The 17630-nt window shown below is 69.8% G+C and carries 17 protein-coding genes and 1 tRNA gene; 10 read left to right on the top strand and 8 right to left on the bottom strand.

Annotation, left to right across the window (positions count from 1 at the left end; translation table 11 throughout):
- Positions 1 to 215: 215 nt before the first annotated feature.
- Positions 216 to 935, bottom strand: a complete 720-nt coding sequence (locus ACFWM7_RS23060) for a DUF5324 family protein (protein ID WP_383263418.1) — start codon at positions 933 to 935, stop codon at positions 216 to 218.
- Positions 936 to 1216: 281 nt separating this feature from the next.
- On the opposite strand from ACFWM7_RS23060, the gene ACFWM7_RS23055 reads away from it, so the two are divergent.
- Positions 1217 to 1744, top strand: coding sequence for a peptidylprolyl isomerase (locus tag ACFWM7_RS23055; protein WP_205083019.1), 528 nt, complete (start codon positions 1217 to 1219; stop codon positions 1742 to 1744).
- A gap of 163 nt (positions 1745 to 1907) precedes the next feature.
- On the top strand, positions 1908 to 2807 hold the full coding sequence (locus tag ACFWM7_RS23050; RefSeq protein WP_383263416.1) for a rhomboid family intramembrane serine protease: 900 nt from the start codon (positions 1908 to 1910) through the stop codon (positions 2805 to 2807).
- A gap of 282 nt (positions 2808 to 3089) precedes the next feature.
- On the opposite strand, the gene crgA is transcribed toward ACFWM7_RS23050, so the two are convergent.
- On the bottom strand, positions 3090 to 3344 hold the full coding sequence (gene crgA, locus ACFWM7_RS23045; protein WP_383263414.1) for a cell division protein CrgA: 255 nt from the start codon (positions 3342 to 3344) through the stop codon (positions 3090 to 3092).
- Between the two features lie 143 nt (positions 3345 to 3487).
- Between crgA and ACFWM7_RS23040 the strand changes: the two genes are divergently transcribed.
- The 6 genes from ACFWM7_RS23040 (at position 3488) to ACFWM7_RS23015 (ending at position 7770) form a co-directional block, all read left to right on the top strand.
- The gene (locus tag ACFWM7_RS23040; protein WP_383263412.1) at positions 3488 to 4255 is read left to right on the top strand and encodes a DUF881 domain-containing protein; all 768 of its coding nucleotides are present in this window, start codon (positions 3488 to 3490) and stop codon (positions 4253 to 4255) included.
- Between the two features lie 42 nt (positions 4256 to 4297).
- Entirely contained in the window at positions 4298 to 4735 is a 438-nt protein-coding gene (locus tag ACFWM7_RS23035; protein WP_383263411.1) for a sortase domain-bontaining protein, read from the top strand.
- 78 nt (positions 4736 to 4813) lie between these two features.
- Complete coding sequence (locus ACFWM7_RS23030; RefSeq protein WP_073222888.1) at positions 4814 to 5002, top strand: hypothetical protein; 189 nt, start codon at positions 4814 to 4816, stop codon at positions 5000 to 5002.
- Positions 4999 to 5637 (top strand): aminodeoxychorismate/anthranilate synthase component II, encoded by a 639-nt coding sequence (locus ACFWM7_RS23025; RefSeq protein WP_383263410.1) that lies wholly within the window; start codon positions 4999 to 5001, stop codon positions 5635 to 5637. Before ACFWM7_RS23030 ends, ACFWM7_RS23025 begins: the two co-directional genes overlap by 4 nt.
- Positions 5634 to 7010, top strand: coding sequence for a class E sortase (locus tag ACFWM7_RS23020; RefSeq protein ID WP_383263409.1), 1377 nt, complete (start codon positions 5634 to 5636; stop codon positions 7008 to 7010). Before ACFWM7_RS23025 ends, ACFWM7_RS23020 begins: the two co-directional genes overlap by 4 nt.
- Before the next feature lie 25 nt (positions 7011 to 7035).
- Positions 7036 to 7770, top strand: a complete 735-nt coding sequence (locus tag ACFWM7_RS23015) for a class E sortase (RefSeq protein WP_383263407.1) — start codon at positions 7036 to 7038, stop codon at positions 7768 to 7770.
- A gap of 91 nt (positions 7771 to 7861) precedes the next feature.
- Here ACFWM7_RS23015 and pknB read toward each other — a convergent pair whose 3' ends face one another.
- The 6 genes from pknB to ACFWM7_RS22985 form a co-directional block, all read right to left on the bottom strand.
- On the bottom strand, positions 7862 to 9850 hold the full coding sequence (pknB, locus tag ACFWM7_RS23010; protein ID WP_383263405.1) for a Stk1 family PASTA domain-containing Ser/Thr kinase: 1989 nt from the start codon (positions 9848 to 9850) through the stop codon (positions 7862 to 7864).
- 171 nt (positions 9851 to 10021) lie between these two features.
- Complete coding sequence (locus tag ACFWM7_RS23005; RefSeq protein ID WP_383263403.1) at positions 10022 to 11479, bottom strand: peptidoglycan D,D-transpeptidase FtsI family protein; 1458 nt, start codon at positions 11477 to 11479, stop codon at positions 10022 to 10024.
- Entirely contained in the window at positions 11476 to 12876 is a 1401-nt protein-coding gene (locus ACFWM7_RS23000; protein ID WP_383263401.1) for an FtsW/RodA/SpoVE family cell cycle protein, read from the bottom strand. Before ACFWM7_RS23000 ends, ACFWM7_RS23005 begins: the two co-directional genes overlap by 4 nt.
- Before the next feature lie 22 nt (positions 12877 to 12898).
- Positions 12899 to 14398 carry a PP2C family protein-serine/threonine phosphatase gene (locus ACFWM7_RS22995; protein WP_383263419.1) on the bottom strand — a complete coding sequence of 500 codons (1500 nt, stop codon included), beginning with the start codon at positions 14396 to 14398 and terminating at the stop codon, positions 12899 to 12901.
- A 135-nt stretch (positions 14399 to 14533) separates the two neighbouring features.
- Positions 14534 to 15049 carry an FHA domain-containing protein gene (locus ACFWM7_RS22990; protein ID WP_030701387.1) on the bottom strand — a complete coding sequence of 172 codons (516 nt, stop codon included), beginning with the start codon at positions 15047 to 15049 and terminating at the stop codon, positions 14534 to 14536.
- Between the two features lie 10 nt (positions 15050 to 15059).
- Positions 15060 to 15914, bottom strand: a complete 855-nt coding sequence (locus ACFWM7_RS22985; protein WP_383263399.1) for an FhaA domain-containing protein — start codon at positions 15912 to 15914, stop codon at positions 15060 to 15062.
- 314 nt (positions 15915 to 16228) lie between these two features.
- On the opposite strand from ACFWM7_RS22985, the gene ACFWM7_RS22980 reads away from it, so the two are divergent.
- Both ACFWM7_RS22980 and ACFWM7_RS22975 read left to right on the top strand, forming a co-directional pair.
- Positions 16229 to 16311, top strand: a tRNA-Leu gene (locus tag ACFWM7_RS22980).
- Positions 16312 to 16707: 396 nt separating this feature from the next.
- On the top strand, positions 16708 to 17538 hold the full coding sequence (locus tag ACFWM7_RS22975; RefSeq protein ID WP_383263398.1) for a ScbR family autoregulator-binding transcription factor: 831 nt from the start codon (positions 16708 to 16710) through the stop codon (positions 17536 to 17538).
- Positions 17539 to 17630 lie beyond the last annotated feature (92 nt).

The following is a 17630-nucleotide window of genomic DNA, read 5'->3' as shown; positions in this document are numbered from 1 at the left end:
GGGTCGCGGGGCTGGGGGGGGGGCCGGGCGCGCCACCCCCGGTGGCGCGGGCCCCGGCGCCGGGGCACCCCCCGGCCGGGGCCCCGGGGGCCGCGTCTCTTCTGTCACCTGTCACCGGATGCGCGCGGGGAGCCCCGTGCCCGCCCGGACCGAGCCCGGATCGAGCCCGGATCGAGCCCGGATCGAGCCCGGACCGAGCCCGGACCGAGCCCGGGTCAGGGCCGGTCGTCGAGACCGGGGGTGTCCCCCTCGCCCGACTCGGCCTCGGCCTGCTTGGCCTTGACCTCCGGGTCGAGGTCGGCCCGCTCGCTGCCGTCGACCGAGCTGAGCGGCGAACGCTCGTCGCCCACCTCGGTGGCGACGGGCGGCTCGACCAGCCAGTCCGGGTTGGCCTGCTTGTCCCACCAGCGCCAGGCGGCGTACGCGCCGCCCGCCAGGACGCCCAGCACCAGGAAGCCCTTCGCCGCCCGGCCGGCCTTGGCCCGCCGCTGGTGCTTCCTGGCGAGCTTCTGGATCTCCTTGGCCGTCACCTGGGTACGCAGCGCCGCCAGGGCAGCCGCGCTGCGGGCGGAAGCCTGCTCGGCGACGGGCAGGGCCACCGCGCGGGCGTGCTCGACGCGGGGTGCGGTGTAGTCGGCGGCGCTCCGTGCGGCCTTCCGGGTGGAGACCGCGGCGCGGTGCGCGGCCTCGTCGACCTTGGGCGGCACGTGCGTACGGGCCTGCTCGAGCCGCGGCGCGAGATGGGACGCGTACTGGACGCGGGCCTGCTTGGCGGCCTTCGTCACCTTCGGCGCGAGCTGCGTACGAGCCTCGTGCGCGTAGTGGGCCGCCTGCTTCTTGGCCGTGTCGGCGTAGGGCGCCACCACTTCCGCGGCGTGCTGCGCGCTGTCCTTCGCCGAGTCGGTTGCGGCGCGCACGCTGTCGATGCGGGTCACGAGATCCTCCTCCTTGGTGGCGGGTAGGTACTCCGCCTGTCCGCCCAGTTCGAAATCATGCCTGTTGCGTCCATGCCCGGCATGCGGGACGGGCATCCGGGTCATGATCGCCCTTTGCGGCCAAAACGGTTCATGTGAAGTGTGCCGACGACAATGCCATGGTTCGGTGGCGAACGCGCCGTTTCGCCCGGCATCCGGCCGTACGTTTCCCGGTCCGTGGGAGGATCGCCGGACGTCAGCGAAGGTTTTGACGGAACGCGAGGGAAGAGGGAAGGCAGATCGTGGCCGAGCAGCTTTACGCCACCTTGAAGACCAACCGGGGCGACATCGAGATCCGGCTCCTGCCGAACCACGCGCCCAAGACGGTCAGGAACTTCGTCGAGCTGGCCACCGGGCAGCGCGAGTGGGTCAACCCGGAGACCGGCGAGAAGTCCACGGACCGGCTGTACGACGGCACCGTCTTCCACCGCGTCATCAGCGGGTTCATGATCCAGGGCGGCGACCCGCTGGGCAACGGCACCGGCGGCCCCGGCTACAAGTTCGCCGACGAGTTCCACCCGGAGCTGGGCTTCACCCAGCCCTACCTGCTTGCCATGGCGAACGCCGGCCCGGGGACGAACGGCTCGCAGTTCTTCCTGACCGTGTCCCCCACCGCCTGGCTCACCGGCAAGCACACGATCTTCGGCGAGGTGGCGGACGAGGCGGGCCGCAAGGTGGTCGACGCGATCGCGGCCACTCCGACCAACCCGCGCACCGACCGTCCGCTCCAGGACGTGGTGATCGAGTCCGTGGTCGTCGAGACCCGCTGACGGTCGTCGAGACCCGCTGGCGGCCCGCGGCGCCGGGGCCTCGCGGGGGTGCCCCTCGCGGGAACCAACCGCCCTGCCCGTCCGTAGTGATACATAGCGGACCAGCGGGGTGGCCCTGTCCGTGCCGCCCGAGCGACGAGGACCGAGAGGCAGGCCAGGACCGATGGAGCAGCAGCCGCCGGGAGACCGGGCCGCCGCGGGGAGCGGTGTGCCGACGCCGACCTGCTACCGCCATCCCGACCGCGAGACCGGCATCAGCTGTACGCGTTGCGAGCGGCCCGTCTGCCCCGAGTGCATGATCAGCGCCTCGGTCGGCTTCCAGTGCCCCGACTGCGTGCGCCAGGGCTCGGGCACCGGGCACGACCCGGCCGCCTCCCGGCCGCGCACGCTGGCGGGCGGCTCGGTGGCCGCCGATCCGCGCCTGGTCACCAAGATCCTGCTCGGTATCAATCTGGCCGTCTTCCTCCTGGTCACCATCCGTCCCGCGCTGGTGAACGACCTGACGCTGCTCGGGCGTTGGGATCCGGCCCCGATGCTGGTTCCCGCCTCTGGCGTCGCCGAGGGCCAGTGGTACCGCCTGGTGACCTCGATGTTCCTGCACCAGGAAGTGGTGCACATCGGGTTCAACATGCTGGGGCTGTGGTGGCTCGGCGGACAGCTGGAGGCGGCGCTCGGCCGCTCCCGCTATCTCGCGCTCTATCTGCTGTCCGGTCTCGCGGGCAGCGCCCTGACGTATCTGATCGCCGAGCCCGGCCAGCCTTCGCTGGGTGCGTCCGGCGCGGTCTACGGCCTGTTCGGCGCGACCGCTGTGCTGATGCGCCGGATGAACTACGACATGCGCCCGGTGCTGGTGCTGCTGGCGATCAACCTATTCTTCACCTTCCGCTGGGACGGCATCGCCTGGGAAGCGCACATCGGCGGTCTGATCGCGGGCGTCGCCATCGCCATCGGCATGGTCCACGCCCCGCGCGAGCGGCGTACGGCGGTGCAGACGGGCACCTGCGCGCTCGTCCTGCTGGTCACGCTCGGAATGATCGTCGCCCGGACGATCGCGCTCACCTGAGCCGGAATTTCCGCGAGGCGGGGCGCTCCACCCCCAGGTGGACCGAAGTTGTCCACAGTGTGCGGGAATTCCTGTGCATGGCAAGAGGAACATGCGTTCCCCTCGTCGCTGAGCTGGATCTTTCCGCCTGGACAACGGGGTGCAGCCCCCCTCGGCAAGGGAGGCTGCAGTCACACCGGCGTCAACATGAGCGGAGGTTATCCACAGATCGTCTGACCTTTTCCCCCGACTGTGGATAACTCTGTGGGTAACTCAGGGCAAGGCTTGCGCGGAGGTGGTCCGCTACTTCCACTGCGTGGACACGGCGAAGCCGCCGGCGATGAAGCCGAAGCCGACCACGATGTTCCAGTTGCCCAGGGCGTCGACCGGCAGATCGCCTTCGGTCACGTAGAACACCACGATCCAGGCCAGCCCGATGAGGAACAGGGACAGCATCACCGGAGCGACCCAGCTGCGGTTGGTCAGCTTGATAGCCGTTGCCTGCTTCGCCGGGGGCGGCGTGAAGTCGGCCTTCTTGCGGATACGTGACTTCGGCACGAGGGACTCTCCTGTCGATGCGCTGCGTGACCGCGCAGGGGATCTGTGGCGGGCGCCGGGGGCGGGGTGCCAGGGGGAATGCTGCTGCCCCCGAGCGTCCGTTAGCGTAGTGCTTCCCTGGCGCCTGATGAGATAAGGGTACGTTGAGCAATTCTGCCGACTCCCCCGAAGGCCCGGCCCGGCGCACCTCGGTGTGGGCGGTCCGGGGGCTCACCGCTGCGGTCTTCGCCCTGGCCGGACTCATCTTCGTCACCAGCGCCAACACCGCCAAGGGCACCAATCTGCGCAGTGACTCCTCCCTGCTCAAGCTCTCCGACCTGATCAGGGAGCGCAGCGAGAAGAACGCCGAGCTGAACGATTCCGCCGCCTCCGTGCGCGCGGACATCGACGCCCTCGCCCAGCGCGACGACGGCTCCACCGAGGCCGAGGACGCCAAGCTGAAGGCCCTGGAGCGGGCGGCCGGCACGACGGAGATCACCGGGGGCTCGGTCAGCGTGACCCTCAACGACGCGCCCCCCGACGCCACCGCCAACCCCGGCTACCCCGAGCCCCAGCCCAACGACCTGGTCATCCACCAGCAGGACCTGCAGGCCGTGGTGAACGCGCTGTGGCAGGGCGGGGCGCGCGGGATCCAGGTGATGGACCAGCGGCTGATCTCCACCAGCGCGGTCCGCTGCGTCGGCAACACCCTGATCCTCCAGGGCCGCGTCTACTCCCCGCCGTACAAGGTCACCGCGGTCGGCGACCCCGGAAAGCTCAAGCGGGCGCTCAACGACTCCACCGCGATCCAGAACTACCTGCTGTACGTGAAGGCGTACGGGCTGGGCTGGAAAGTCGACGAGGACGAGGCGGTGACTCTTCCCGGGTACTCGGGCACAGTGGATCTCCACTACGCCCAGCCTGCGGAGTGAGCCCTGGCTGAGCCCCAGCCGAGCCCCGGGGAGGCCGGTCCGGTGTCGGTGCGACTCGTCGTCAGAACGTTCAGCGAGCTGTGCGTCACCGTGGGCGCGCTGATCATCCTCTTCGTCGTCCGCGGCCGAGGGCGAGATCGACACCCTCCAGAGCCGGTGGGCCCGCGAACCCGTGGCCCCGGGCCCGGACGCGGCTTCGCCGGAGCCGGCGAGCTGCGCCCCGGGGACGCGGTCGTCGTCAACGACGGCACGACCTGGTTCACGTACCGCATCGCGAAGAAGCCGTACCGGACCGTGCCCACCGACACCGCCGTCGTCGACCCGGTGCCCCGCGGCTCCGGTTTCGAGGGTTCCGGACGCTATCTGACGCTCACCACGTGCGAGCCGGAATGGGGCAGCAGCCACCGGCTGATCGTCTGGGCGCACCTGGACGCGACGCGGCCGGTGAGCGACGGGAGACCGCCGGAGCTCGCCGGCTGACCCGAGCTTTTCGCCGGCTGACCCACGCCCCGGCCGCGGCCCTCTAGTCTGGTGCGGGTACCGAATGGAGGGGTCAGCATGTACGGCTGGATCTGGCGGCATCTGCCGGGCAACGCATGGGTGCGGAGCATCATCGCGCTCGTGCTGGTTCTGGCGGTCGTCTACGCACTGTTCCAGTACGTGTTCCCGTGGGCGGAGCCGCTGCTCCCGTTCGGTGATGTGACCGTCGACGGCGCGAGCGCCGGTGGAGCAGGAGCCGGCCAGTGAGCGCACGCATCCTCGTCGTGGACAACTACGACAGCTTCGTCTTCAACCTCGTCCAGTACCTGTACCAGCTCGGCGCCGAGTGCGAGGTGCTGCGCAACGACGAGGTGACCACCGCGCACGCCCAGGACGGCTTCGACGGCGTCCTGCTATCGCCGGGCCCCGGCACGCCCGAACAGGCCGGTGTCTGCGTCGAGATGGTGCGCCACTGCGCGGACACCGGCGTCCCGGTCTTCGGCGTCTGCCTGGGGATGCAGTCGATGGCGGTGGCGTACGGCGGCGTCGTCGACCGGGCCCCCGAGCTGTTGCACGGCAAGACCTCGCCCGTGACCCACGAGGGCCAGGGCGTCTTCGCCGGGCTGCCGTCCCCCTTCACCGCGACGCGCTACCACTCGCTCGCCGCCGAACCCGGCGAGCTGCCCCCGGAGTTGGAGGTCACCGCCCGCACGGCGGACGGCATCATCATGGGGCTGCGCCACCGGGACCGGGTGGTGGAGGGCGTGCAGTTCCACCCCGAGTCGGTGCTCACCGAACACGGCCACCTGATGCTTGCCAACTGGTTGGAGCAGTGCGGAGACCAGGGGGCCGTCGCGCGGTCGGCGGGCCTCGCGCCGGTGGTGGGCAAGGCCGCCGCGTGACCGCAGGCCGCCCCGGGCACGACGCCGGACCGGAGGGCCCTGACGCGCACGGGGCGTACGGGGCCGACGGCGCGTTCGTGGCGGCGGTGGACGGCCTCGCGGATCCGCTCAACGATCCGCTGCCCGGCGGGCACACGTCGCCGTGGTTCCGGTCGGACACCGTCCCGGCGGCGGAACCCGCGGCGCGGCCCCCGGCGGAACCCGCCTTCGGGGCCGGGTACGAGGCCGGGTACGCGCCCCGCCAAGGGCCTCAGCAGCCCCAGGAAGCCCCGAACGAGTGGTACGACCCCGCCGGGTACCAACGCGACTGGTACGGGCCGCAGGAGCCGTCTGCGCGAATAGCCCCGGTAGCCCCGGCAGCCCCGGCTACCCAGGCCGGGGAATGGGCCCCGGCCCCCGCTCCGGACCTCGCCGCCGAGCCGCGCACGGAGGTCATGGCCCACATCCCGGCCCCGGATCTCCCCGCCGAGCCGCGCACCGAAGTCATCGCCCGTATCCCGGCCGACCCCGACCCCGCACCCGACCCCGCCGCTTCCCCCGATCCCGCCGCCCCTTCGCCTCCCCCCGGCGGGCGGGCCGAGCGGCGGCGGGCGGCCAAGGGGCGCGGACGCCGGCGCCCGGCACCGGTCGCGGAGCCGGCCGCCCCGGCCGCCGCCCCGATGTCCCGGGTGGAGGCCCGGCGCGCGGCCCGGGCGGCGAAGGACAGCCCCGCGGTCGTCGCCAGCCGGGCGGTCGGCGAGGTGTTCATCTCGCTGGGCGTCCTGATGCTGCTGTTCGTCACCTACCAGCTCTGGTGGACCAACATCCGGGCCGACCAGATCGCCGGCAAGGAGACCGACCGGATCCAGGACCAGTGGGCCAGCGGCGACCGCAAGCCCGGGGTGTTCGCGCCCGGCGAGGGCTTCGCGATCATGCACATCCCCAAGCTGGACGTCGTCGCCCCCATCGCCGAGGGCATCGACAAGGAGAAGGTCCTCGACCGGGGGATGATCGGCCACTACGGCGAGGGCAAGCTCAAGACGGCGATGCCCTCCGACAAGCAGGGCAACTTCTCCGTGGCCGGTCACCGCAACACCCACGGCGAACCGTTCCGCTACATCAACAAGCTGAAGCCCGGCGACCCGATCGTGGTCGAGACCCGGGACGCGTACTACACGTACGAGATGGCCAACATCCTTCCGCAGACCTCCCCGTCCAACATCTCGGTGATCGAGCCGATCCCGGTCGGTTCCGGGTTCGACAAGCCGGGCAGGTACCTCACGCTGACGACCTGCACCCCGGAATTCACGAGTACCTACCGGCTGATCGTCTGGGGCAAGATGGTCGACGAACGGCCACGCAGCGACGGGAAGCCCGACGCGCTCGTCGGCTGAACATCCTCACGACAGGGACGGTGCGGTGGCAGCGAGGACCGAGCACGACGAGCGGACCGACACGTCCGCGTCCCCGCCCCCGGCCCGCCGGCGCGTCCGCCACCCCGTGGCGACGGCCGTCAGCGTCTTCGGGGAACTGCTGATCACCGCGGGCCTGGTGCTCGCGCTGTTCGTCGTCTACTCCCTGTGGTGGACGAACGTGCTCGCCGACCGGGAGGCCGACAAGCAGGGCGACACGGTCCGCAGCAAGTGGGCGGACGGCCCGGGCGCCCTGGACACCAAGGACGGCATCGGCTTCCTGCACGTGCCCGCCATGGACAACGGTGAGGTGCTGGTCAAAAAGGGCACCGACCCCAAGACCCTCAACAACGGCATCGCGGGCTACTACACCGACCCCGTCGAGTCGGCCCTCCCCTGGGACGACGAGGGCAACTTCACGCTGGCCGCGCACCGCGACGGGCACGGCGCGAAGTTCCACAACATCCACAAGCTGAAGAACGGCGATCCGGTCGTCTTCGAGACCAAGGACACCTGGTACGTCTACAAGGTCTACAAGACGCTCCCCGAGACCTCGAAGTTCAACGTCGACGTGATCCAGCCGGTCCCGGAGGAGTCGGGCGTCAAGGAGCCCGGCCGCTACATCACGCTGACGACCTGCACCCCGGTCTACACCTCGAAGTACCGCTACATCGTCTGGGGCGAGCTGGAGCGTACGGAGAAGGTCGACAAGGACCGCACGGTCCCGGCCGAGCTGGGCTGAGCGGCGCGTACGCGTTCACGTACACGGGAAGGGCCCCGGTCACCGTCGTGGTGGCCGGGGCCCTTCGCGTACCGCTGGGGCGGCCGGTGGGTCAGTCGTCGCCCATGCCTCCGAAGAGGCCGCCCCCGCCGGGCCCGCCGCCCTCGATGGTCACGAGGTTGACGGTGCTGCCCTTCTCCGCCTGGGTGTTCGGCGCAGGGTTGCTGGTGACCACCTTGGCGTTCGGCTTGTCGACCGAACCCGGGGTGAGCGCGACCACGAAGCCGAGCCCTTCGAGCTGGGCCTTCGCGTCCTGGTACGACTTGCCGCCGAGGTCACCGGGGATCTGGACCTGCTCCGGCTCGGCCGGGCCCTTGGAGACCTTCAGGACGATCTGCACGTCCTTGGCCTGCTTGCTCGGGCCCGCGGGGGTCTGCTCGACCACCTCTCCGGCCGGCTTGTCCGAGTCCACGTCGGCCCGCGAGACGTTGGTGAACCCGAGCTGGTTGAGCTGGGCCACCGCGGCGTCGTACTGACGGGTGCGTACGTCGGGCATCGGGTCGGTCGTCTGCATGGCCACGGTGATGGTGATCTCGGCCCCGTCCTCGGCCTGGTCGCCGCCCGGAGGATCCTGCTTGATCACGGTGCCCTCGGTCTTCTCGGACTCCGCCGTGGTGACGTTGACCGTGAAGCCCTTCTTCTCCAGCTCCTCGCGGGCCCCGTCCTCGGACTTCTCCAGGACGTTGGGGACCTCGATCGTGGGCGCTCCGGTGGAGACGACGACCGTGACGGTGCCGTCCTTGTCCATCGTCGCGTCGGCCGACGGATTCTGCGAGCAGATCGCGCCCTTCTCCTGCTCCTCGCACGGCTCCTCGGCGCCGACGTTCACGGTCACGCCGGATCTGTCCGCCAGCGTCTCCGCTTCCTTGAGCGTGGAGCCCACCAGGTTCGGCGCCTTGACCTGGTCGTCGCCCCCGTTGTCGGAGAAGATCACCCGGCCGATCAGGATCGCGCCGATGAGCACCAGGATGCCCGCGACGACCAGCAGGATCGTCGAGGTGTTGCTCTTCTTCTGCCGGCCCCGGCGGCCCTGGCGGTCGTCGTAGCCGTAGCCGCCGTCGTCCGGATTGACCGGGGGCAGCATCGAGGTCTGCGCGTTGTTCGGGTCGGTCGGGCGCAGGGCGGCGGTGGGCTGGTCGGCGTTGTAACCGTCGTAGCCCCCGTACCCCGCGGCGCCCATCGCCGCCGTCGCCGCAACCGGCTGGCCGTCGAGGCAGGCCTCGATGTCGGCCCGCATCTCGTCGGCGGACTGGTAGCGGTAGTCCGGGTCCTTGGTGAGCGCCTTCAACACGATCGCGTCCATCTCGGGCGTGATCTCGGGGTCGAAGTTGCTCGGCGGCTGCGGCTCCTCCCGGACGTGCTGGTAGGCCACCGCGACGGGCGAGTCCCCGACGAACGGGGGCCGCACGGCGAGCAGCTCGTACAGCAGACAGCCGGTGGAGTACAGGTCGGAGCGCGCGTCGACCTGCTCGCCCTTGGCCTGCTCCGGGGAGAGGTACTGGGCGGTGCCGATGACCGCGGCGGTCTGCGTCATCGTCATTCCGGAGTCGCCCATGGCCCGGGCGATGCCGAAGTCCATGACCTTGACCTGGCCGGTGCGCGTCAGCATGACGTTCGCGGGCTTGATGTCGCGGTGGACGATCTGGGCGCGGTGCGAGTACTCCAGGGCCTGGAGGATGCCGACCGTCATCTCCAGCGTGCGCTCGGGGAGCAGTCTGCGGCCGGAGTGCAGCAGTTCCCGCAGGGTGGAGCCGTCGACGTACTCCATCACGATGTACGGGATGGAGACCCCGTCGACGTAGTCCTCGCCGGTGTCGTACACGGCGACGATCGCGGGGTGGTTGAGCGAGGCGGCCGACTGGGCCTCTCGGCGGAACCGGGCCTGGAACGACGGGTCACGGGCCAGATCGGCCCGGAGCGTCTTCACCGCTACGGTGCGGCCGAGCCGGGTGTCGTGGGCGAGGTAGACCTCGGCCATGCCACCACGGCCGAGCACCGAGCCCAGCTCGTACCGGCCGCCGAGGCGACGCGGCTCTTCCATAACTGTTCCAGCCCTCTCCGTCAGTCCCGACCGCACCCGTGTGTGGTCCGCGGCGGTGCGCTGTTCGCGCATACGCTACCGGGCACGGGTGACGTGATCAGCCCGCACCCGTCAGCCGATATCCGACCGGTATGCGATGTCCGGTATGACGGGCGACAGCCGTGACAGGTCTCACTTCTTGCTGTCGATGACCGCCTTCATCACGTCCCGCGCGATGGGGGCGGCCAGGCCGCCACCGGAGATGTCGTCCCGGTTGGCATTGCCGTCCTCGACCACGACGGCGACGGCGACCGGGGAGCCGTTGTCGGTCTTCGCGTACGAGATGAACCAGGCGTACGGCTTCTCGCTGTTGTTCAGACCGTGCTGGGCGGTACCGGTCTTGCCGCCCACTGTGACGCCGGGGATCTGCGCGTTGGTTCCCGTGCCGTCCTTGACCACGGTCTCCATCATCTGCTGGACCTTCTGGGCGTTCTCACCGGAGAGCGCGCGGCTGAGCTCCTCGGGCTCGTGGGTGTAGACCGGGTCCAGGTTCGGCGCCTGGCGCTCGGCCACCATGTACGGCTCCATCAGCTTGCCGTCGTTGGCGATCGCGGAGGCCACCATGGCCATCTGGAGCGGGGTGGTCCGGTTGGACGCCTGACCGATGCCGGCCATCGCGTTCTGCGGCTTGTTGTCCTCGGGGTAGATGCTCGCGTCGGCGCGGACGGGCGTGAAGACTTCCTTGTTGAAGCCGAACTTGTCCGTCTGCTCGATCATCTTCTGGTTGCCGAGGTCGTCGCTCACCTTCCCGAAGACGGTGTTGCACGACCAGCGCAGGGCCTCTCGCAGCGAGGCGTCCTTGCAGGGGATGTTGCCCTCGTTCTGGAGGTCCCTGTCGGTCTGCGGCAGCCTCCAGGGCAGCGGGGACTCCGTCTTGGCGTCGATGTCGTCGTAGAGCCCGTTCTCCAGGGCGGCGGCGGCGGTGACGACCTTGAAGGTGGAGCCCGGGGGGTAGGTCTCGCGCAATGCCCGGTTGAGCATAGGCTTGTCCTTGTCCTTCAGGAGCTTCTGCCGGTTCTCCGAGTCCTTCATGGAGTTCCCGGCGAAGACCGAAGGGTCGTAGGACGGGGTGCTCGCGAGGGCGAGGATCGCGCCGCTCTTCGGATCGAGGGCGACCACCGCGCCCTTCTTATCGCCGAGGCCCTCGAAGGCGGCCTTCTGGGCGTCGCCGTTCAGCGTGGTGACGATGTTGCCGCCGCGCTTCTTCTCGCCGGTGAACATCGACAGGGTCCGGTCGAAGAACAGCTGGTCGTCGTTGCCGGTGAGGATGCCGTCTTCCAGGTTCTCCAACTGCGAGGAGTCGAAGGCCTGCGACGAATAGCCGGTCACCGGTGCCCAGAGCGGTCCGTCCTTCCAGACCCGCTTGTACGTGAAGTCGCTGTCCTCGGTCTCGACGGAGCCGGTGATGGCCTTGCCGTCGACGATGATGTCGCCGCGCTCGTGGGCGTACCGCTCGATCTCGACGCGGCGGTTGTACTTGTGGCTGTTCAGTTCGTCGGCACGGACGTACTGGAGCCAGTTGTCCCGGATGAGGAGAGCCATGACGAGGATTCCGCAGAAGATCGCGATCCGGCGCAGCGGCTTGTTCACGGTCGGACCACCTGGGTCATTTCGGCGTCGGTCGACGGTGAGGGGGCCGGAGCCGGGCGGCGGGCGGTGTCGCTGATTCTGATCAGAATGGCGATCAGCGCCCAGTTGGCGAGCACGGAGGAACCACCTGCGGCCAGGAACGGCATCGTCATACCGGTGAGCGGGATGAGCCCCATCACACCGCCGGCGACGACGAACACCTGGATGGCGAACGAGCCGGAGAGGCCGATCGCGAGCAGCTTGCCGAACGGGTCGCGGGCCGCCAGGGCGGTGCGTACGCCCCGCTCGACGATCAGGCCGTAGATGAGGAGCACGCCCATCATCCCGGCGAGTCCGAGTTCCTCGCCGACGGTGGCGAGGATGAAGTCGGAGTTGGCGGCGAAGCCGATCAGGTCGGAGTTGCCCTGCCCGAGCCCGGTCCCGAGCGTGCCTCCGGAGCCGAAGGCCATCAGGGACTTCGCCATCTGCTCGCTCGCGGCCACCTCACCCCAGCCCGCGAAGGGGTCGAGCCAGGCGGTGACACGCTGCTGGACGTGCGGCTCGAAGGTGGCGACGCTGACCGCGCCGACTGCCGACATCAGCAGACCGAAGACGATCCAGCTGGTGCGCTCCGTCGCTACGTAGAGCATGACGACGAACATGCCGAAGAAGAGCAGCGAGGTGCCGAGGTCAGTCTCGAAGACCAGGATCAGGATCGACATCGCCCAGATGGCGAGGATCGGGCCGAGGTCCCGTCCGCGGGGCAGGTACAGGCCCATGAAGCGGCGGCTGGCCAGGGCCAGCGCGTCCCGCTTGACCATCAGGTAGCCCGCGAAGAACACGGTGATGATGATCTTGGCGAACTCGCCGGGCTGGAGCGTCCCGAAGCCCGGGATCTTGATCCAGATCTTGGCGCCGTTCACGGCGGGGAAGAACATCGGCAGGATCAGCAGGAACAGCGCCACCACCATGGAGATGTACGTGTAGCGCTGGAGGATGCGGTGATCCTTCAGGATGGCCAGGACCGCGACCAGCATGCCCACGCCGATGGCGGAGAACAGGAGCTGCTTCGAGGCGGCGGGGACGAAGGTGTCCAGGGCCTGGAAGCGCTCCGACTGGTCCAGCCGCCAGATCAGCGCCAGGCCCAGCCCGTTGAGCAGGGTCGCCAGCGGCAGCAGCAGCGGATCGGCGTACTTGGCGAACCTGCGCACCGCGAGGTGAGCGACCCCGCCGAGCAGCGCGAGCCCCGCCCCGTAGCCGAGCATGCCCGCGGGCAGTTCGCCGTTGAGGGCGAGGCCCACGTTGGCGTAGGCGAACACCGAGATGGCGACGGCGAAGACGACGAGCGCCAGCTCGGTGTTACGGCGGCTCGGTGCGTCGATCGCGCCGATGGTGGTCGTGTTGGTGACAACGCTCATGGTGCTGAAGGCCCCCTACGGCTTACTGCTTACCGCACTGCGGGACCAGCTTCTTCTCTTCCTCCGAGAGGCTGGGGCCGGGAGTGGGAGCGGTGGTCGGCTTGGTCCCCTTGGCGGCGGACGTGGCGGAAGTCCTGGTGGCGGGGGCCCCGGCGGTGCCGCCGGCCTCGCCCTCGCCCGTACGGGCCCGGTTCTCGGCGTCGGCCGCGCGGCGCTGCGCGTCCTTCTTGCAGGCGGAGGCCTGGGCGGCCAGCTCGGCGACCTTCTTGCGGGCGTCGGTGATGTTGCCCTCGGCGATGGTCGACTCGACCTGCTTGCGCTGGTACGGCGGCAGGTACTTGAGCTCGATCTCGGGGTGGTTCTTCTCGACCTTCGAGAGCGAGACCCAGGCGAGGTCCTGGCTGATGCCCTGGAACAGCGCCACGTTCTCGTCCTGCGCGCCGACGTAGTACTGCGTCTGCGTCCAGCGGTAGCCGCCGTACAGACCGCCGCCGATCACGGCCAGCGCGAGCACGATGTAGACGGAACGCTTCAGCCATTTACGGCCGCCGCGCGGTTTGACGAAGTCGTCGTCCGTGTAGGCGTCGTAGGAGCCGTCCGGCATGCCCCCGTAGCCGGTGTCGCCGCTGCCGGGCGGGCCGAAGCCGCCGGAGGGCGGCGGCACGGGGCGGCCGAGGCCGGCCGCGCGGCCGGCGGGCGTCTGCATGGCCCCGCCGTCGCCCAGCTGGGCCTGGTTCTCCGCGACCGCGCCGACGACGACCGGGGTGTCGTTGAGCTGCCCGGCCAGGGTGTCGTTGTTGTCGACGTCCAGGACGTCGGCGACGATGCAGGTGATGTTGTCCGGGCCGCCGCCGCGCAGAGCGAGCTGGATCAGCTCCTGGATGGTCTCCTGCGGGCCCTGGTAGCTGGCGAGGGTCTCTTCCATCGTCTGGTGCGAGACCACACCGGAGAGGCCGTCGGAGCAGATCAGATAGCGGTCGCCGGCGCGGACCTCGCGGATGGAGAGGTCCGGCTCGACATGGTCGCCGCTGCCCAGCGCCCGCATCAGCAGGGAGCGCTGCGGGTGGGTGGTGGCCTCTTCCTCGGTGATCCGGCCCTCGTCGACGAGGCGCTGCACCCAGGTGTGGTCCTGGGTGATCTGCGTCAGGACGCCGTCGCGCAGCAGGTACGCGCGGGAGTCGCCGACGTGCACCAGGCCGAGGCGCTGACCGGTCCAGAGCAGGGCGGTGAGCGTGGTGCCCATGCCCTCCAGCTGGGGGTCCTCCTCGACCATGACGCGCAATTGGTCGTTGGCCTGCTGCACGGCGGTGCCGAGCGAGGTCAGGAGGTCGGATCCCGGGACGTCGTCGTCGAGCGGGACGAGCGTGGAGATCACCTCGGAGCTGGCGACCTCACCGGCCGCCTGACCGCCCATGCCGTCGGCGATGGCGAGGAGACGGGGGCCGGCGTAGCCGGAGTCCTCGTTCCCCTCCCGGATCATGCCCTTGTGCGACCCGGCGGCGAAGCGCAGCGACAGACTCATGCGCACCTGCCCCGTCGGGTCCGCCTCGGGGTACAGCCTGTCTCGAGCCACACTGCCCACCCTCCGGTCGGGAACCGGGCAGCGTCCGTCGTCCAGGCCGCCGCGGCTCGCTCGCTCCGCTCGCTCATTGTCGTACTACTTCCGCAGCTCGATGACGGTCTTGCCGATACGGATCGGCGCGCCCAGCGGAACTGGTGTCGGGGTGGTGAGCCGGGTCCGTTCCAGATACGTGCCGTTGGTGGACCCGAGATCCTCGACGATCCACTGACCGTCACGGTCCGGGTAGATCCTGGCATGCCTGCTGGACGCGTAGTCGTCGTCCAGCACGATCGTTGAATCGTGGGCCCGGCCCAGGGTGATGGTCTGGCCCTGGAGCGCGACCGTCGTGCCCGTGAGCGTGCCTTCGGACACGACCAGCTTTGTGGGTGCCCCGCGGCGCTGCCGCCCGGGCTGCTGGCGCTGCTGGGGCGGCGCCGCTTGTTGTTGGCGGCCCTGCTGCGGGCGCGCGTCGGCGGCAGTGCGGCGTGAGCCGCGCTGCGTGACGCGCGTTCCGAACAGGTCGCTGCGGATGACCTGTACGGCCACGATGACGAACAGCCACAGAACAGCCAGGAAACCTAGCCGCATGACCGTCAGGGTCAGCTCTGACATTGCCCCCGCTTCACCCTTCGGCTTGCCGGTAAACGATGGTGGTGCTGCCCACGACGATCCGCGAGCCGTCGCGGAGCGTAGCGCGGGTGGTGTGCTGCCCGTCTACCACGATGCCGTTGGTAGACCCGAGATCCTGGATCGTCGAGGGCGTTCCGGTCCGGATCTCACAGTGCCGGCGCGATACGCCGGGGTCGTCGATCCGCACGTCGGCGTCGGTGGATCGTCCCATCACCAACGTCGGGCGGGAAATCTGATGGCGCGTGCCGTTGATCTCGATCCAGCGTCGCGTCCGGGCGTCCGGCAGGGGGCCGGGCGCGGCCGGCGGGCGCCGGTCGTTCGTGGGGGCCGGGGGCCGTCCGGCGCCCGGCGGCGGGGCCGCGGGCATCGGCGGAGCGGCGCTCGGGGGGTAGCCGTAGCCGCCGGGAGCCTGCGGGGCGGCGGGCCGCCCGGGCGCGGACCGGTCCGGCGCCGACGGGTCCTGCTGTGACGAACTCGACGCCAGCGTGCGGCTGCGGACCCGGTAGAGCCCGGTGTCGAGGTCGTCGGCCTTCTCCAGATGGACCTTGATCGGCCCCATGAAGGTGTAGCGCTGCTGCTTGGCGTAGTCGCGCACCAGGCCGGAGAGCTCGTCGCCCAGCTGACCCGAGTACGGGCTGAGCCGCTCGTAGTCGGGGGTGGAGAGCTCGACGATGAAGTCGTTGGGGACGACGGTCCGCTCGCGGTTCCAGATCGTCGCGTTGTTGTCGCACTCGCGCTGGAGGGCGCCGGCGATCTCGACGGGCTGCACCTCGGACTTGAAGACCTTGGCGAAGGTGCCGTTGACCAGCCCCTCGAGGCGCTGCTCGAAACGCTTCATGACCCCCATGGGGCACCTCCTCCGTTGTCATCGTCCCTGTACTGCTTACTGATCGTATCCACGCGTCGGGAAATCGGCTGGTTCCCCTTGTCTGGCCTGTGGATGAGTGTCACCCCTCACACGGATCGTAGAGGTGGCCTCCTCACAGTGTCCCGCACCCGGGACGCACTCTGGAGGAGTGGGGGGCGATGGTTCGGGGTTCCCGCTTCCCCTCCCGGAGCCGGCGAAACAACGGATGTGAATCCACCCTGTCCAGCGTGCTAATCTTCCGTTTGTCGCCAGGCGCTCACCCCCCGAGGTGAGAGTCTGAAAACACCACTCATGCGCGAGTGGCGGAACGGCAGACGCGCTGGCTTCAGGTGCCAGTGTCCTTAGGGACGTGGGGGTTCAAATCCCCCCTCGCGCACAACGGCAGTCGCTTGCGGCTGTTGAAGTTGAATCGAGAGAGCCCCCGCTTCGGAGAGATCCGGAGCGGGGGTTCTTCGTCGTTGCTCCTCTGTTCAGCCTCTTCTGTTCAGTCTCTTCCGTTGTTCGGTGTCTCTCTTCTGTTCCGTGTCCCTTGTTCCGTGACCCTTCCGTGTTTTCGACGGGTGGGCGGGGTACGGACAGCCGGGTAGGAGAGGGGCTGAGGGAAGGACGGCAGCGGTCGTCCGCGGGCGGTGATCCACCGGGTGCGGGCACGGTTTCCGGACAGACCGATGGCCGGTGCAACGGCGTACTTGCATACGCTGGCCGCAGAGGTTGGATCGACGGCGTCTCGGCGGTGAAGGGCTGAGCGCACAGAACGTCCCGGAGGCAGGAAATGGCGAAGCAGGCTCGCGCGGTCCAGACGTGGCGGTCGATCGTGGATGCCGCGGCGAGTGTCTTCGACGACTACGGCTACGAGCGTGCCGCCATCTCGGAGATTCTCCGCCGCGCCAAGGTCACGAAGGGGGCCTTGTACTTCCACTTCGCCTCCAAGGAGGCGATCGCGCAGGCGATCATGGACGAGCAGACCTCCACGGTCGAGTTCGAGCAGGAGGGATCGCCGCTCCAGTCCCTGGTGGACGGCGGCCAGCAGTTCGCTTTCGCCCTGCGCCACAACGCGATGGCCCGGGCCGGTACCAGGCTCTCCATCGAGGGCGTCTTCCTCGGCGGACCGCATCCGTGGGGCGACTGGATCGACGCGACCGCCCGGATGCTGGAGCTGGGGCAGGAGCGCGGCGAGGTGTTCCCGCAGATCGACCCGATGGTGTCGGCCAAAATCATCGTCGCCTCGTTCACCGGTATCCAGCTGGTCTCGGAGGCCGACTCCGGGCGGGCCGACCTGCGCGAGCAGGTCGCGGAGATGTGGCGCCACATCCTTCCCTCGATCGCTCACCCCGGTGTCATCGCCCACATCAAGCCCGAGGGCCGGGTGGATCTGGCGGCCCAGGCGCGCGAGAAGGCGGAACGGGAGGAGCAGGAGGCGCGGATCGCCGCGGAGGCCAAGGAGGCAGGGGCCGATCCCGCGACGGACACCGGCTCCCGGGCGGGCGGGGCGGGCCTGCGGGGCGGTGGGACCGGTCGCGGTACGCGGACCGGGCCGGCCGGAGACGAGGGCGACGAGGAGCCTGCGGGCGCGGGGGTGGCGGCGGCCGGAGGGGCTGCCTGATCCGCGACCGGACGTGCCATGTTTCACGTTCCATGTTTCACGTGAAACGTCCGATTGATCATGATGCGGCGGGGCCGCGGAGCTCGTAGAGC

The organism is Streptomyces sp. NPDC058375 (assembly GCF_042723425.1).
GTDB lineage: Bacteria > Actinomycetota > Actinomycetes > Streptomycetales > Streptomycetaceae > Streptomyces > Streptomyces durocortorensis.
Note: the sequence above shows the minus strand (reverse complement) of the source record. Positions and strands in the feature narration are given on the sequence as shown.

Bases quoted from the DNA above. Each gene is read 5' to 3' on its own strand.
- ACFWM7_RS23050 (WP_383263416.1), top strand. From the start codon at position 1,908: ATGGAGCAGCAGCCGCCGGGAGACCGGGCCGCCGCGGGGAGCGGTGTG.
- ACFWM7_RS23030 (WP_073222888.1), top strand. From the start codon at position 4,814: ATGTACGGCTGGATCTGGCGGCATCTGCCGGGCAACGCATGGGTGCGG.
- pknB (WP_383263405.1), bottom strand. From the start codon at position 9,850: ATGGAAGAGCCGCGTCGCCTCGGCGGCCGGTACGAGCTGGGCTCGGTG.
- ACFWM7_RS23000 (WP_383263401.1), bottom strand. From the start codon at position 12,876: ATGAGCGTTGTCACCAACACGACCACCATCGGCGCGATCGACGCACCG.
- ACFWM7_RS22995 (WP_383263419.1), bottom strand. From the start codon at position 14,398: ATGAGTCTGTCGCTGCGCTTCGCCGCCGGGTCGCACAAGGGCATGATC.
- ACFWM7_RS22990 (WP_030701387.1), bottom strand. From the start codon at position 15,049: ATGTCAGAGCTGACCCTGACGGTCATGCGGCTAGGTTTCCTGGCTGTT.
- ACFWM7_RS22985 (WP_383263399.1), bottom strand. From the start codon at position 15,914: ATGGGGGTCATGAAGCGTTTCGAGCAGCGCCTCGAGGGGCTGGTCAAC.
- ACFWM7_RS22975 (WP_383263398.1), top strand. From the start codon at position 16,708: ATGGCGAAGCAGGCTCGCGCGGTCCAGACGTGGCGGTCGATCGTGGAT.